This is a genomic window from Olsenella intestinalis, from assembly GCF_023276655.1.
In the GTDB taxonomy this organism is placed as follows: Bacteria; Actinomycetota; Coriobacteriia; order Coriobacteriales; family Atopobiaceae; genus Olsenella_J; species Olsenella_J intestinalis.
Genome location: NZ_JALGRK010000001.1, coordinates 1,017,304 through 1,032,980, shown reverse-complemented (window position 1 = coordinate 1,032,980; position 15,677 = coordinate 1,017,304). Strand labels below are relative to the sequence as shown.

Here is a 15,677-nt window from a genome sequence, read left to right as displayed (position 1 = left end):
CTCATCGTCGTTGTACTTATGGACAATGGTCCCCTCGACGCCGGGGACGAGGTCCTCAATATCATTCGTCAGCGAGCGCAACCCCGTTCGTTCATGCTATCAGCCCTTCTTACTAGGCACGGCTCTTCCGCAACCAGGTACCGTCATCGTCAACCTTGATGCCCCAGTGCCTCTCGTAGGCATCGACGAACTCGAGCACGACCGCCCTGAACGTCTTGGCCTCTACACGCGTGCCGCCGCACTCGCAGTCGAAGACGTAGTGCGAGTCGTCATCGCGATTGTCCCACGAGAGCTCGACCATGCCAGCCTTGTACTCGAAGTACATGTGGGAGAGAACCGCGCCGCCGCTCTCATGACTCCAGGTGTGATTCCATGCCCATGTGTTGATCAGGTCGAAGTAGGCGTCGAACGCTTTCATGTCTTTGGAGTCGAACTCGCGTGCCGCATCATCTTTCTGCGCCGCAAACTCGCCCTCGACTTCCAATGGATATGGATCGTTTACCATATTGTCAGCGAATGACTTGAGCCACGCGACGAGGCCTTCGAGATAGGCCCAGCGGGTTGTGCAGTGCTCGCCCTCTTCCGTGAAGCCCAGCAGATTCCTGTCTCTCGCATACATTGAGAGAACGGTGAATCTGTCATCGCCGATGAACCTGTACCCAATGGCAAAGTCAGACGGATCGCCTATGACATGATCGACGTCGTCATTCTCCATCATGACGCGAAAGTCAGTCTCGGAGTTTGCTTTCGGCATTTACTTTCTCCTCCTGTCGTTGCCTTTTTTAGAGCAAAGCGACAGCATCAAGACACTCTGTCAGGCGCAGCCTATATAAACGAAAACAGGCCCCGAAGGGCCTGCGTCAATGTTGGTCGCGGGGGCAGGATTTGAACCTACGACCTCCGGGGTAGGACACTCCAACAATATTTCCCCTGTATACAATTAGTATACATAGATTTAGCTGCGGAAACAATGACTCGTAAGTAAACTGGAATACACCGCAGTACACTGGAATCCACGACGTAATGTACATACTAACCTACATACGATCTTTGACCAGAGCCTCGAGAGGATCCAGGTCGACGAGGTCGGTATAGTAGCGTGTGTTGACCTCACTACTTTGACCAAAGTAAGCAGCGCGGCGCTCGACGGGCACACCGAGGTTGGCCCACTCACTGTTCAGAACACGACGCCAAACGTGGGTCGAAACCCTTGCAAGGAGAGGGATGCCGAGATCCTCGGAGAGCTCGTCATAGAACGACCGCATCGCCTTGCTGACGTTCCGCGCATCCCAGACAGTGTTGGAGACAGGCGAGGGGAACAGCAGGGTGTCTGGGTCTCCTGGGAGACGATTTAAGCGCTCTATGATACGATCAGCGACTCTCAAATCCATGACTGGGACGACACGTCCCTTGTGCGTTTTGGACGCGCTGGGAGAGACCGTCAGGGTTAGACGCCTCCCATCGTCCTTGACACTAGCACGCGTGAGTTGCCGAACCTCCGAGATCCGAAGACCACAGGTCGCCTGGACAAGGGTCATGTCAATGACATTCGACCGCTTCGCCGTCATCTGCTCGGCAGTCCAGCGTTTGCGGGCAGGCGAGGAGGGATCGAGGGAGAGCAGATGCTCGACGACACGCTTGCGCTCGGCAGGGAGCAGAGTGCGCTCATCAGCAACGTCCACATCCCTGACCTCATCGACCGTGGTCTCGACAGAATACTGCCGCATGGGATTAAACTCGATGACGCGGTTCTTGACCAGCAAGCCCATCACATACCGGGACACCACCTTGGCAGTCTGCTTCGCAGTGGGGTTGCCCGAGCTTACGGCAATAGACTTGAAGCAACGCTCGAGAGAAGCGGGCACGATGGCGTCAGCGATACGCAGACCCTCGACCTGCTCCGCATAGCGCGTCAGACACCGGACGTACGCATCGACAGTACGATCACGCAGCTTACGTCCATAGTTGTTCTCACGGACGGTCGGTATGCACACGTCACGAACGAACGCGTCCATCGGCTTGAACTGGTCCCATGTCCCATCACCCGGCAGCCTTGAGAGAGCCATGAGCTCGGCGAATCGCCTGTTCGCAGCGGCATAGACCTCGGCCCGCGTCGCGTCCGTGACCTTGGTCATGTGCCGCTTGGTAACACCGTCGACGTTGGCGTGCCATTGCAGGCTCCAGGTGTGGCCACGCTTGCCAGGCGTCTTCCCGTGATCGTGCGCGGTGCAGTTAGAGATGTTGTTCTGGCCGGGCTGGAGTCCTTTTCGCGGCATGGCAGTGCCTCCCTCAGGATTGTCGTTACCTACATACAGATTAGACCAGAAATAGTTACCACTAAAGCGTTGACGCCGAACGCCAGACCATGATAGGGTCCAATTGACATAGAAATCGGGGCGCCGTGGAACCTACCAAGACACGGTAATCTCGTTGCGAAGAAGGCCATAAGCCCGGGACGGTAAACCGGCAGACCAAAGACGCACACGAAACGATTTGATGGGCTCACCAACGAATGAATTAGTGTCGCGTTAGCGACACGCGAAGAGCTTAAAGGTACTGAGCCAAAACCCCAACATTCCGCGTACGGGTCGCGGATCCAAACACACCCCATTTCGGGGTGGGAAAGGATCCGGCCATGAAACGCGCGGATGAGCTCTTCGAGCCAGCAGGCCCACAGGACGTCAAACCCCTCGTCGTCGACACAGAGACAGCAGCGGAGATGCTGTCGATGGCGCCAGGGACCCTAGCGAACATGCGCTACACAAAGGGACCGTACAACGGCCCCAAGTTCGCGAGGATAGGCAAGAAGATCGTCTATCCCGTCGCTGAGCTTGAGCGTTACGTCACCGAGCACCTGGTGGTGATGTAACCATGTCAAGCAACAAGAGGTACCGCCACGCGACAGACGCATCTACCGACCTCTCGCAAATGCTGCACGACCCCTCCAAACGGCAGATGTTCGAGAAGGCCGGTTGGGACGTCGACGTTTTCGAGCCAACAAAAGACAAGAACTACAAAAGGGATTTCGACGTGTTGCACAGAAGGGTTCAGAACCCCGTGACAATGCGACAAGCACCGAATCAAAACAACGTCAACAGCTTTGGAAATTTGAAATTTCCAAAGACAGAAAACATCGTTTCAGCAGATCAGACAGCACGGGGTCAAGTTCCCTCTGGGAACCCAGACAAAACTCGACCCCACACGACCAACAGCTCTCCCTCCTTCTCTGGAGTCGGGCCCTCGCTGACTGACCCGTTCGACCCTTCGGATCTCGAGACTCTCAAGCTCGTCAAGCGGGACTCCCTACGCCTCGTCATTGCCTTGGATACAGAGTTCTACTATCCAAACCCTGAAAGTCTCGAGCGTATGATGCTGACGTGGCAGGTCGCGTTTGCCGACCCACGCGATCCTGGCGAGATCCACGAGCTTGTGTTCGCCTCGAACAACGGTGAGCGTATCGGGTTCGGCGCGATGCATTCGTACATAATCTCTCGGTTCGGGCTTGAGAACGTTCTAAGAGATCTCGGTCTGACGAAGTGCCCGCCTAGCGGGTATCAGTATAAGGATTCACGTCGCTGGGATGTTCCCAAGGTCGACACGAAGGGTCTTCTCTGGGCTGACCGAGCTCAGAATCCCGATGATTGGGGCTCGTTCACGAGCTTCGAGGATGCCTGTGACGCCTGTGGGGACCCCGCGTTCAAGCGCGCGTACGATGAGCTCAAGAGTCATGATCGCCCCTCTGCACACAGGCTCGAGGTCGATTGGGGGACGCAGGAGTATCTCGGTCTCGCAGGGTACCGCAACGACTACTCTGACTTCCATCGTGACAAGAGGCACGTCCCCATCACGGTCCTGTGCCATGCCGGCAAGGCTGATCTCAGCGCGTTCGATCTGAGCGGTCGTTCTTGCGAGAAGGACATCATGCGGCGCGTCTCTGACGTGCAGGGGGGTCTCGTCACAATCCGCACGTTTCAGATGAACCCCCGTCACAGTGTGAAATGGTGGCGCTTCTATCCTCTCTCGGTAGAGGTCCGTGACACGATGTGTTACGCGCCCTCTGGCCTGAAGTCTCTGGACGCGCTCGGCAGGACGATTGGGGTTCCCAAGCGCGAGTTGTCTTCTGGGTACTCCAAGGACGACATGCTCTCCTATCTTGTCGGCGACCCCCTGTCGTTTCTCGACTACGCGTCGCAGGACTCCCTCGTCACGTTGGGCTACGCCGGGAAACTCTTCGAGTTCAACAGAGCTATGCCTGTCACTGCTTCAGCTGCTGCCGCGAGCGTCGCTAAAAACGTCATACAGCAGGAGCACGATCTTAACAGTAACAGCGAGTTCGACCAGTGGTTCAGGGGCCTCGTCTCTGTCGATGAGGGCATGGTGATGGATCAGAAGACAGGGAAGCTGCGTCCTGACAGACGCCTGGAGCCCCTCAACGACGACTGCGGGTTGTTGCAGGTGTACGCACGGCAGAGCTACAAGGGCGGTCTTAACGGTTGCTCGTTCGTGGGGTGGGTCGACACGCTCACCCACGATCTTGACCTCGAGTCCGCCTATCTCACGGCCATGGCGCTCGTGTTCGACATAGATTGGGGTAGTCCCAGGCCTATCGCTCGCGAGTGGATTGACGAGTGGATGCGGTCACAAGACTTCGTCACCCCTATGGACCCGATCTTTGCCTACGTCGACAGGTTCGAGTTTCCCCCAGACTGTCCGTACCCTTGCATCCCGATCGTCGTTGGTGGTAAGCCCGTCTATCCGCTGTCCCTCGGCGAGCGCGATGGTGTGTACGTCACGGGTGTTGAGATTTGGCTCGCCCTTCAGCTCGGTGCCAGGGTCCATGTAAGGCGTGCCGTTCTCGGGACGTACCGCACTGATGGGGACGGAAAGCCGACGCGATCCCTCTTCGATGCGTCGCATGCCTTCGTTCGTGACCGCAGTCTTGTGAAGTCTCACCTCGGTTCACAACCTGAGCTGGGTGTTTTTGAGCAGCTGTTGAAGACGATGGGGAACAGCCTCTATGGCAAGACCGCACAGAACGTGCTCGAGAAGTCTTCCTGGAACGCTCTCAAACAGGAGATGGAGAACATGGGTTGCTCCGCTCTCACCAGCCCAACCCATTGCTCAATGACTACGGCTATTGTGCGGTGCACGCTGCTCGCTGCTATGAACGAACTCGACCTGCAGGGCAGGAAGACTTACAGCTACACCACCGACGGCATGATCACCGACGCGACCGCCGACGAGGTCAACGGTCTGACTCTTTTCGGGCTCGAGCCTTACCTCCGTGCGGCTCGTATGGACCTCGTCGGTGACGGGACTGTGTGGGCTGAGAAGCACGAGCAGGACTCATTCCTCAACCTCACGACGCGAGGGAACGTGGCTCCTGTTGAAGGGGGTGTGTGCGCACACAACAGCTACAAAAGCTGTTTCGAGAAGGACAGCCTCGGTGACCGTCTTCACTTCCTTCACATCTGCTTGACTCGCACCGGCAGGGTCGAGTGTACGCACGACTCATGGCCGAGCTTCAAGGACATGAGTGGCAAGGAGAGTCGTGTGGATTTCAACGTGCATCGTAAGACACGGCACCTCTCTATGGACTTCGATCTGAAGCGTAAGCCTGACGAGTCCAGTGTTGTTACGGTACATCCCTCGTTGTACGGCGAGACGTACGAGGTCGCGAACGTGGAGACTCTACCCTACAAGACGCCGGAGGAGTTCGAGTGGTGGTACAAGCGGGGACGATCTTGTCGGTGCCTGAGGACCGAGGGCGAGTGGCGAACGCTCTTCGGGAAGGTTAGGCTTAATCCAAGCGAAACCGCCAAGCGCAACGTGCGTGACTGGGATTGGTCACGTATCATGACGTGCGTAATGGGTCACAGACTTGGGGTGTGGCGGATCCCCACTCTCGACGATCCCTCTCTCACGGTCGACGAGAAGTGTGACTGGATCAACACGTTCAACGAGTCTAAGACTCGATTCAAAAAGTGCAACTGGAAGAACGCCAATAAGCAGCAACGCCAGAGCCAGATGCTTCCTCGAGAAGACGTTATCGACTTGCTCAAGGCGATGGGTGCCGAAGGTTTCTGATCGTCTTTGATTGGGGTCTCTTGGCTTCCGTTATCGCGCCCTATCCTTAGGCGCCTTCGTATCGTATGGGTGATTGCCCTCCGGCTGCACCGCGTCCGAATACCACTCGGGCGCGGTGTTTGCTTGTTCACCGTCGATCATGAGTCTGGCGATGGCCGAAACACGACTCATATTGTCACGAATGCAGCAAACCATCCTATTGTCGAGTGGCAGAATTGGTCTGACGCGACTGGAATCTCTGGTGTTGTCAAGAACAAGGTCTTCACTGGCGGTCTCGACATCAAGAAGGTCGACTCGACGTACTGGGGTGACAAGAGCTCTGGTCTGCCCGACAAGAAGATGGAGACGGGACAGGGTGACGCCACGCTGGCAGGGGCTAAGTTCCGCGTGTACAACGTGAGTGACAATCCCATCTACCTGAACGGCGTGCGCAAGGACAGCGTCGGCAAGGTGACGCTCACTGACGAGCAGATGTCGAGCGGCAAGATTACGTGGCTCTCTGACCTGGACACGTCCGTGCATATCGATGACAACACGCCGTACGTGGCTGAGCTGACCACGGACGAGAAGGGCGAGTGTCACATGGACATGGGGTCTTTGCCGTACGGCACGTACGTGCTGCGTGAGGTTGCTCCCCCGTCGGGCTACACCACGGGCGAGCAGTGGCGCACTGGTGCGGTCTTTGCAGTGCGCGAGGACCAGCAGAAGGTGAGCTTCTCTCAGCTCTTGTCGAGTGGCCACTACAGCGGTCGTGACGAGTGGGACGAGAGCGTTACGTACGAGTTCGGGATGAGTAAGTAGTTTCTAGCAAGAGCCTAGGTAACAGCTAGAAAAAAATAAGCCACCCCTTCATTACGAAGGGGTGGCTTTTGTTCGTAGGTGGCTTATTATTGGAAGTCGATAACCTTCTGGCTAACCTTACCAGGGACGGTGCGAGTGGCCGTGCCGGCGTCATGGTGCTTCCAACCGTCGTGAACCTTGACGGAGACGTTGTTGTAGGAGAGGCTCTCCTTGTACCCACCTGCAGACCACCAATCCATATACTCGTCATAATCCTTGAAGTACTGGTGGGTGTAGGGGCAGTAGACGCGGCTCTCATAGTGGTAGAGCTCCTCGTCCCACGCCTCCTTCTCGATGTAGGTCTCGGTGGTGTCGGGCGTCTCACGAGTGTAGATGATGGCGGTAAAGACGTGGTTCTCAGGGCCAAGCTCGAGAACCTTGATGAGGTCGCCTGGCTGGTTGGTGTCATTGAGGTAGTACACACGCTGGGTCTTAGCCTGCACGTCTACGCTCGTTGCCTGCGAGCGCCACCAGAGGCCGTCCTTGGACGCGGTGTAGTCGGCCGCATCAGGCGTCTGCTGATTGGCATTGTTGGCGTTGTTGTTGGCGCTGCCGTTGTTGTTGTTGGCGTTGTTGGCGCCGCCATTATTATTGGTGTTCTTGGCATCCTCGTTGCCTGCAGAGGCAGACTGCTTGGTGCCGTACCAACCGATGCCCTCGGCGTTCCAGCCGATGGAGGCGAGGTAGTCGTTCTCCGTCTTGCTGGTGGTGTAGTTGTGGCTACCAGAGGACGCATAGGGGTTGTACTGACGGTAGAGAGGGACACCATCCTTGGGGTCTGCACTCTTCCAACCGACACCCTCGTAGGTCCAGCCGACGCCCACGAGGAAGTCACGCTCGTTGGTGGACAGGGTGTAGTGGTGGTCGCCCGAGTTGGGGTTGTAGAGGCGATAGACGTTGTCGCCCGTGTCAGGGGCGTCCCAGCCGACGCCCTCATAGTTCCATCCGATGCGGTCGAGATGGTCGCGCTCGGTGGTGCTGGCGGTGTAGAAGTGCTCGCCTGAGTAGGGGTTGTACAGACGGTACATAGAGGCCGCTTCGGCAGTGGCGGGGGTGGCGACGGCGGCAGCCGCTACCAATGCGGTGATGGCAAGGGTCTTGCAGAAGGTCTTCATTTCAATCAGCTCCTTTTGACGCCCTAAAGCCAATTATAAAATATTAAAGTGGGTTTCTGCACGCCTGAGGGTGACATTTCTCCGACACGTCTACCAATCGTTCATAAGCCTGTTTTAAGGCAGCCGTGGGTGCAGACGTTCACATTGTGCGACCAAACACGCCCGTTCTAGCTTTTTGTTTGACCCTCCCCTCTTGTCAACCCACCTAGAGCCCAGAGTGGGGCTTGAGCGGGCCACCGCTGGCCCGATGGGGCCCACCTGTGGTCAGTCGTGGGTGTGTGGATCCCCATAGAGGCCAACCGAGGCCCACCAAGAGCCCAGCAGTGGGCGCGACACGGTTCGCCGTGGACCAGGTTCGATCTCGAGCTCCAGCCGTGCTCTCTGGGCGTCGTCGGAGACTCATGGTCTCACCAGAGGGCCTCAGGGTGGCCTGAGACCTCGTGGTGAGACCGTCGAGCCGGAGGCGACGAGGGCTGGGCATGCCGTCGGCTCGGGTGCCAAACCCCGATAGAGACCGGGTGGGCCCAGCGGCAAGGGCAGAGCCCTGCGAGCGCGGGCAAGGCGCCGATGCGCCGCGCAGCCCTGCGCACGCGGGAGCGTGCCGCCTGGGCGGAGGGCAAGGCGCCAAGGCGCCGCGCAGCCCGGCACACGCTATGGCGTGCTGCCTGGGCGGAGGGCAAGGCGCCAAGGCGCCGCGCAGCGCACAACGGGCCGTCGCATTACGACGGCGATGTTGTGTGCGGAGAGCCCCGCAGGGCAGGTGGCAAGACGTGAGCACAAGCGTGTCTTGCCTAACCTGCTACTCAAGAAGCTCTTGAGCTCTTTGCTCTTCGGCGTTATCACATGGCTCTCTGCCAACGTCCTGTCGCTTGCACGTTTTCCTTCCCTGACGCTCTTCGCGGTGCGTGTCGCCGTGCGTGTCGATGGCTGCTAGAGCGCCCTGTCCCATGTGCCTTGGAACCCAAAGAAACTTTGGGTTTGATTGAAATTCTTATCTCTGTTTTGGGTATACGTTATATAACGTTTTTAAGAAAGTTCGCTTTGGGAGGTGGTCCCGATGGCAAACCTACAGGGGTACACGCGGAGTGCCGTGGGCAACATGCTCAACCACTACACGCGGCACGACGGCGATCCCAACCAGGAGCGCTATCGCTACCAGAACCAGAAGATCGACTCCTCGAGGACGCACCTCAACTACGCGCTGTTAGACCGTCCCGATCCCCAGGGCTTCATCGACGAGAGGGTCGCCTCGGCAGACTCCTCCCCTCGCAAGACCACCAACGTCCTCTCGGACTGGGTCGTGACGCTGCCCAAGAGTGAGCGTCTCGCCGGTCGCGAGGCCGAGTTCTTCGAGGAGACCTTCGACTACCTCTCGGGGCTCGTCGGGCGCGACAACGTCGTCGGCGCCTACGTCCACCTCGACGAGACGAGCCCACACATGCACTTCTGCTTTGTCCCCGTGGTGGAGACCACCAAGACGACGAACGACAAGAGCCAGCCCCTCCGCTGGACCAAGCGCGACGAGGCCAGGAACCCCGCCCACAAGGCGGGCGAGGTCAAGCGCGACCGCAAGGGCACGATCCGCTACAAGCGCGTCGTCGCCCGCGACGCCGACGGAAAGCCCATCGTCAGCAGGACGGTCTCCCAGAGCAAGATGTTCGACCGCCAGGCGATGCTCGAGTTCCACCCCAAGCTGTCGGCACATCTGAAGGACCACTTCGGCTTCGACGTCGGCGTTGAGCTCGAGGACGAGGGCGACCGCGTGCTCTCGAGGCTGGACCACGACGAGTACGTCGCCGCCAAGACCACGCTCAAGAGGACCGAGCGCGACGTGAGCCGCCTGGAGGCCAAACGCGAGGCCGTCTCCAGCGACGTCGCCGTCGAGACCGACAGACTGGAGCGTCTTCAAGAGGCGCGAGTCGACGCTAGTGAGCGCGTTGAGGTCCTGGAGTCCGTCGCTTCCGAGTGCGACGCCGCCAGCGACGCTCCGCTCAGCAGGCTCCGCGAGATCTTCGATCGCATCGTTGCTCTCTGCACTCGATTCCTTGAGCGTCTAGGCGTCCGCGTGCGTTCGTCCGACGACCGTCCCCAGGGCGGTCTCACGATCGGCGTCCGTGGCGGGACGCCCGTGGGAGGCATGACGCCCACCGTCACGAGGGCGCCACCAATCGTCGTTCCGGGGCCGTCGCTCGCCCCGCAACCCCAGAGGCAGCTTAGCCTCTGACGCGCCCTCGGCGCTCGCAAGCAAGGTTTCTATCCAGGAAGGATTTGGTCACTATGATTAGAGTAACGGTCACCTACAAGGACGGCAGCGTCTGGACGTGCGACGTGCAGCCTATGGGAACGGCGGACACCAGTCGCGCCTGCGCGGCCTCCTGCCACGTCCGGCTGGACCACGACGGCAGGCTCGTCTACGAGCCCCGAATCCTGGTCCACTTCGACAACGAATGGAAGTCGCCCCAGACGGGGCTTCACGAGCGCGTCTGTTCCTACAGCGTGGACGCCACCGACCCCGACGTGCCCCTGCCGCACGACACGGACGTGAAGGCCGAGGCTTCGGTGGTCTCCCATCGCGAGTTCGAGAGCAAGTCGACTCACCTGCCGCGCTACACCCTGCGGGACACCGCCGAGCTCAAGGGTGCCGTCTCCGTTACCGTCGACGGCGTGCTCGCTTACGTCGAGGAGGACGGCCGGCTCGTCTCCGCCTCCGGCGGCGGTCTCGGCGGGGGCCAGGCGCCCGAGGGCGGCATGGTGGACGACTTCGCCACCACGAACCACCCCGAGCCCTATCGCGGGGCCGACGCGCTCGCGCACGAGGCCTCTCAAGGCGGTGAGGGCCATGAGTACTAAAGGACCCCACGCCCTCGAGCGGCGCCACACGCGCCGTGGCGACTTCGCCACGTGGCCCACCACGACCGGGGGTGACTTAATGCTCGCCCACAGGCTCGAGGCCCTCGTGCGGCTCGGCGTGCTCCCCAAGCCCAAGCATCGTGACGTGCGGGCGCGCGGGCTCGGGGACGACCAGCGCGAGCACTGTGGCCGTGTGGTCGTGACCGTCGACGACTTTGAAGACGACAACGCCTGCCTGGGAGGTGATCTGGAGGTTTAGGCGCTGGGCGCTTTGCGCGTGAGCCGGGCAGCGATTTAATGTCGCTGCCCGGCTCATTCTCTATATTAAGAGCCCTCCACTGCATCTTGCACGAGAATCCGATGGTGATCGAACGGAACGGCCCCTCAAGATGGGCTCCACACAAGAGCTCGATGGGCGGCGTCCGCGTTTCGATGCCCGCTACAAATGGAATGTCGTAACATACATCGTAATGTACATACGAAATATAGGTAAATAAAAAGTCAGAGCGAATATACGCTCTGACCTGGTCTTTGGTCGCGGGGGCAGGATTTGAACCTACGACCTCCGGGTTATGAGCCCGGCGAGCTACCAGACTGCTCCACCCCGCAATGTATGTTCGCTGCTTTGCTCGCCTTGCTCCGTCAAGCAGCGAAAAAAAATATTACTCAGCTCCGGACATCCGCGCAAGTACGGATCTTCCGTTCACGCCGACTCCACAATCATCAAAGTGACGCCGAAGGCATGGGCGCTGGCGCACGTGGCCTCGAGGGGGCCGGACGCACGGGAGGGTCCGGGGCAAGGCGCAGGCTCTTCTCGGCGGGACGCGTCGTGGGCCCTTGTCACAATCGTCGAAACAGCGGCGGGCGAGAAGAGCCTGCCCCGCTCCCCCACCCTACAATCATGCCCAGGAACACGACGGATTGGAGGGCCATGCCCATCATCGACGCGCATGCGCACATCTACCCCGAGAGGATCGCGGCGAAGGCCGTGTCGGCCGTGGGCAGGTTCTACGGCATGGAGCGGGCCATGACCGGCAAGGGGTCGCCCGCCGACCTGCTCGAGCGCGGGCGGGATGCGGGCATCACGCGCTTCGTGGTGCACTCGGTCGCGACGACGCCGCATGCGGTCACGACCATCAACGACTTCATCGCGGCGCAGTGCGCCGATCACCCCGAGTTCATCGGGTTCGCGACCATGCACCCCGACTTCGAGGACATGGAGGGCGAGGTGGACCGCGCGCTCGCGATGGGGCTGCGCGGCTTCAAGCTCCACCCCGACACGCAGGAGGTGAACATGGACGACGAGCGGCTCATGCGCTTCTACGAGATCATCGCGGGGCGCGCGCCGCTCGTGGTCCACACCGGCGACTACCGCCACGACTTCTCGCACCCGCGCCGCCTCGCGCGGATCCTCAAGGCGTTTCCGGACCTGGTGGTCGACGCGGCGCATCTCGGCGGCTGGTCGGTCTTCGACGTCGCCTTCGACGTGCTTCACGAGGACCTGCTGCGCGAGGAGCGCCTCTTTGTGGACGCGTCGAGCTCGCTGGCGTGGGTCGGCAGGCGCCACATGCGCGAGCTCGTGAGGCTCTGGGGAGCCGACCGCGTCATGTTCGGCAGCGACTACCCCATGTGGGACCCGGGCCTCGAGCTCGAGGAGATGCGCGCCTGCGGCCTGAGCGACGACGAGCTCGAGCGCGTGCTCTGGAGAAACGCTGTAGCGTTCACGGGAATCGAGGCGTAGGGCCAGCTCAGACCCCTCGTTTGCGAACGTGGCCGGGCCGGGGCGCCTAGCTCTTCTCGGCGCCTTGCGCTACATTGTCGCTTGGATTGAAACGGTGCAGCCGAGCGTCCGCGCCGCCTGCACGCGACAGCATGGAGCGCACGTGGCAGACGAGCAGAGCACAGACCAGAGCACCGACCAGAGCACCGACCCCACCTTCGTCGAGGAGCAGGAGCACCTGAGCGCGATCTACGCGCAGCTCGAGGAGATCCACGCGGACCTGACCGAGGAGATCGAGGTGCGCCACAAGAATGCGGCGCAGGACCTGCGCGACCTCTCCGACGAGATCCGCATCGACTTTGGCGGGGCCGACGAGACGATGGAGACGCTCGCCGCGATCGAGACGCTCAACTCGGTCATCGACACCTACAACCAGCAGCACGACTTCACGGTCGAGAAGCTCGGCCGCGCGATCATGCTGCTGGGCCAGCCGTACTTTGCCAAGGTCCGCCTGAGGATGCGCCCCGGCCGCCCGCCGCGCGACGTCTACATCGGCTCGGCGGGCATCACCGACAAGAACCGCATGCCGCTGATCGTGGACTGGCGAAACCCCATCGCCGAGACCTACTACAACCAGGAGATGGGCCCGACCTCCTACGTGGTCGACGGGCGCGTGCGCCACGTCGAGCTCGAGCTGAGGCGCCAGTACGACATCGTGCGCGACAAGCTGCGCGCCTACTTCGACACGACCGTCGCGATCGAGGACTCGCTTCTGCTCTCGGCGCTCACGCGCCACCACACGGAGAAGCTCCAGGCGATCACGGCGACAATCCAGAGGGAGCAGAACGAGGTGGTCCGCCACGAGGACGTGCCGGCTCTTCTCGTCAGCGGCATCGCGGGGTCCGGCAAGACGTCGGTGCTGCTGCAGCGCATCGCGTTCCTCTTCTACCGCAACCGCGAGACGCTCAGCCCTGACCAGGTGTGGCTGTTCACGCCCAACTCGGTGTTCGAGACCTACATCGACAACGTGCTGCCCACCCTCGGCGAGGCGAACCCCAACACGTTCACCTGGAAGAACTTCCTCGCGAGCCTGGGGCTCGACAACCGCGGCACGGGAGCCGACGCGGGGCTCGACTCGCTTCGCGCGCTCGAGGCCGCCATGGACGGGCTCGCCCTTACGGAGGACGACTTCCGCGAGGTGCGCCGCGGCGAGACCGTGCTGCTCAAGGTCTCGCAGGTCAAGAGCGCCGTCGAGAAGTTCTCGCAGTTCGACGTCGGACCTCGCCTGATCGCGCTCGTCAAGGACGAGCTGCACGACAGGCTGAGCCGCCGCATCGCGCAGATGGCCCACGGCGAGGAGGCCATGGAGGAGACGCTCGCGCTCGACGTGGAGCAGCAGATGGAGCTCTTCGGCGAGGTGATCGCCCCCGACAGCGACGACGACACCGCCAGGTACGCGAAGAAGCTCCTCGAGAGCCGCTTCGCCGACGCGCACGACGACATCGAGAACCTCACGTGGCTTCGCCTCGACCGCATCGGCCAGCGCATGAGCGGACGAGCGAGCCTGAGCGCCGCCGAGTGGCTCTACCTCAAGCTCCTCATCAGCGGCCACGGCGCCGACGACGCGCGCTTCGTCATGATCGACGAGGTGCAGGACTACACGACCACGCAGCTCGCCGTGCTCGCGCGCTACTTCCCGCGGGCCCACTTCCTGCTGCTGGGCGACCCCAACCAGGCGATCTACGAGGGCTGCGCGAGCTTCGACGAGATGCGCGAGATCTTCTCGGCGTCGCACGGGTCTGTCGAGGAGTGCCGCCTGACGACGAGCTACCGCTCGAGCCCAGAGATCACCGAGCTCTTCGCGAGCCTGCTTCCCGAGGAGGAGCGCATCACCATCAGCTCGGTGCACCGCCCGGGCGTGGAGCCGACCATCACGGAGGTCGCCGACGGCGAGAAGAGCGTGGATGCGTACCTCGACGCCGTCCGGTCCCTGGTGGCCGAGGCCAGCCGCGAGGAGGGCCTCGCGGCCGTGATCGTGGCGGACCGCCGCCGCGCCGTGTGGCTTGCCAAGCAGCTCGAGGGCGAGGTCACGCACGTCAGCGGAAACGACCCCATGCCCGCCGAGGGCGTCGTCCTGATCGACCTCGCGCTCGCCAAGGGACTCGAGTTCGACCGCGTGATCGTGGCCGACGCGCAGGCGGCCGTCTACGACGACACGCCGCTCTCGCGCCGCCGCCTCTACACCGCGATCTCGCGCGCCATGCACCGGGTCGACATCGTCTCGCAGGGGCCGCTCACTCCCCTGCTCGCCCGCGACTAGGCACGACCGCGCGCGACCAAGCGCGACCGAAAACCGCCTGCAGGCAAGATCACATGTCGTCGAGGACCTCGAAGCGGTTCACGCGCAGCAGGACCTGCTCGACGTCAACCATCCCCCACAACCTGATCACGCGCGGATCGTCGCCTCCGACGTAGAGTCGCACGTCATGCTGGCCGGAGAGCACGGCCGCAGGCGAGCGCTCGATGCGCTCGATGTCGTTGTACGCGACCGCGACGGGCGCGCCAAGCGGCGGCGTCACGTCCATGTAGTCGGCGTAGGTCACCACGCGATAGCGCCGCATGCTCGCCCAGAGCACGAAGGTGACGACGACGAAGCTCGCGAAGAACGCAAGCAGCACCAGGTCGTTGGCGGAGTAGACCCCCAGGCGGCAGAGCCACGCCAGAAGGATCCCCAGCACCGACATGAACATCATGACGATCACGAGCGCCCGCAGGAAGTTGGGCGACACGGAATAGGAATCGTGGTGGCGGTGGTGGCGCTCGGCCATGCCGGCGCTGTCCGCGAGCTGCATGGAGAGCGCCACGAGCGGTGCCGCGAACGTGACGATGCCAATGACCATGCGCATCACGACGACCACCCCCTCACGGGCGGGCGACCCCACGCTGTAGCGAATCCACCCATGCTCTCCCCCATCAAAGCTGCCACGTATCCAAGGTTACGACAGGGCGCAGGTAGCAGATGCGATGCGGCGACGCACGGCCGCACGGGCACGGCAAGCGCACGG

12 protein-coding genes and 1 tRNA gene are annotated in these 15,677 nt (G+C 61.4%); 8 read left to right on the top strand and 5 right to left on the bottom strand.

Features of this window, described 5'->3' with window-relative positions:
* Window positions 1–112: 112 nt before the first annotated feature.
* Window positions 113–754, bottom strand: coding sequence for a hypothetical protein (locus tag M5D76_RS03975; protein ID WP_248922086.1), 642 nt, complete (start codon window positions 752–754; stop codon window positions 113–115).
* Window positions 755–1,037: 283 nt separating this feature from the next.
* Window positions 1,038–2,276 (bottom strand): tyrosine-type recombinase/integrase, encoded by a 1,239-nt coding sequence (locus M5D76_RS03970; RefSeq protein ID WP_248922085.1) that lies wholly within the window; start codon window positions 2,274–2,276, stop codon window positions 1,038–1,040.
* Window positions 2,277–2,635: 359 nt separating this feature from the next.
* Between M5D76_RS03970 and M5D76_RS03965 the strand changes: the two genes are divergently transcribed.
* The 3 genes from M5D76_RS03965 to M5D76_RS03955 all read left to right on the top strand — a co-directional run bounded on the left by M5D76_RS03965 (window position 2,636) and on the right by M5D76_RS03955 (window position 6,888).
* Window positions 2,636–2,869, top strand: coding sequence for a helix-turn-helix domain-containing protein (locus M5D76_RS03965; protein WP_248922084.1), 234 nt, complete (start codon window positions 2,636–2,638; stop codon window positions 2,867–2,869).
* A gap of 2 nt (window positions 2,870–2,871) precedes the next feature.
* Window positions 2,872–6,087, top strand: coding sequence for a hypothetical protein (locus M5D76_RS03960; protein WP_248922083.1), 3,216 nt, complete (start codon window positions 2,872–2,874; stop codon window positions 6,085–6,087).
* A 123-nt stretch (window positions 6,088–6,210) separates the two neighbouring features.
* A complete protein-coding gene (locus tag M5D76_RS03955; protein WP_248922082.1) occupies window positions 6,211–6,888 on the top strand; it encodes a SpaA isopeptide-forming pilin-related protein in 678 nt (225 codons plus the stop codon).
* Between the two features lie 86 nt (window positions 6,889–6,974).
* Here M5D76_RS03955 and M5D76_RS03950 read toward each other — a convergent pair whose 3' ends face one another.
* The gene (locus M5D76_RS03950; protein ID WP_248922081.1) at window positions 6,975–8,042 is read right to left on the bottom strand and encodes a hypothetical protein; all 1,068 of its coding nucleotides are present in this window, start codon (window positions 8,040–8,042) and stop codon (window positions 6,975–6,977) included.
* 1,057 nt (window positions 8,043–9,099) lie between these two features.
* Here M5D76_RS03950 and M5D76_RS03945 point away from each other — a divergent pair.
* The 3 genes from M5D76_RS03945 to M5D76_RS03935 are packed head-to-tail and all read left to right on the top strand — an operon-like array spanning window position 9,100 to window position 11,151.
* On the top strand, window positions 9,100–10,266 hold the full coding sequence (locus tag M5D76_RS03945; protein ID WP_248922080.1) for a plasmid recombination protein: 1,167 nt from the start codon (window positions 9,100–9,102) through the stop codon (window positions 10,264–10,266).
* A gap of 53 nt (window positions 10,267–10,319) precedes the next feature.
* A complete protein-coding gene (locus tag M5D76_RS03940) occupies window positions 10,320–10,892 on the top strand; it encodes a hypothetical protein (RefSeq protein ID WP_248922079.1) in 573 nt (190 codons plus the stop codon).
* Entirely contained in the window at window positions 10,882–11,151 is a 270-nt protein-coding gene (locus M5D76_RS03935) for a hypothetical protein (protein ID WP_248922078.1), read from the top strand. Before M5D76_RS03940 ends, M5D76_RS03935 begins: the two co-directional genes overlap by 11 nt.
* A 273-nt stretch (window positions 11,152–11,424) precedes the next feature.
* Here M5D76_RS03935 and M5D76_RS03930 read toward each other — a convergent pair.
* Window positions 11,425–11,501: transfer RNA gene (locus M5D76_RS03930), tRNA-Met, on the bottom strand.
* 322 nt (window positions 11,502–11,823) lie between these two features.
* Here M5D76_RS03930 and M5D76_RS03925 point away from each other — a divergent pair.
* Together M5D76_RS03925 and M5D76_RS03920 are read left to right on the top strand one after the other, a co-directional pair.
* Window positions 11,824–12,633, top strand: coding sequence for an amidohydrolase family protein (locus M5D76_RS03925; protein ID WP_248922077.1), 810 nt, complete (start codon window positions 11,824–11,826; stop codon window positions 12,631–12,633).
* 142 nt (window positions 12,634–12,775) lie between these two features.
* Window positions 12,776–14,932: a HelD family protein gene (locus M5D76_RS03920; RefSeq protein ID WP_248922076.1), complete on the top strand. Its 2,157-nt coding sequence runs from the start codon at window positions 12,776–12,778 to the stop codon at window positions 14,930–14,932.
* Between the two features lie 49 nt (window positions 14,933–14,981).
* Here M5D76_RS03920 and M5D76_RS03915 read toward each other — a convergent pair whose 3' ends face one another.
* A complete protein-coding gene (locus tag M5D76_RS03915) occupies window positions 14,982–15,518 on the bottom strand; it encodes a M48 family metalloprotease (protein ID WP_248922075.1) in 537 nt (178 codons plus the stop codon).
* Window positions 15,519–15,677: the final 159 nt, after the last annotated feature.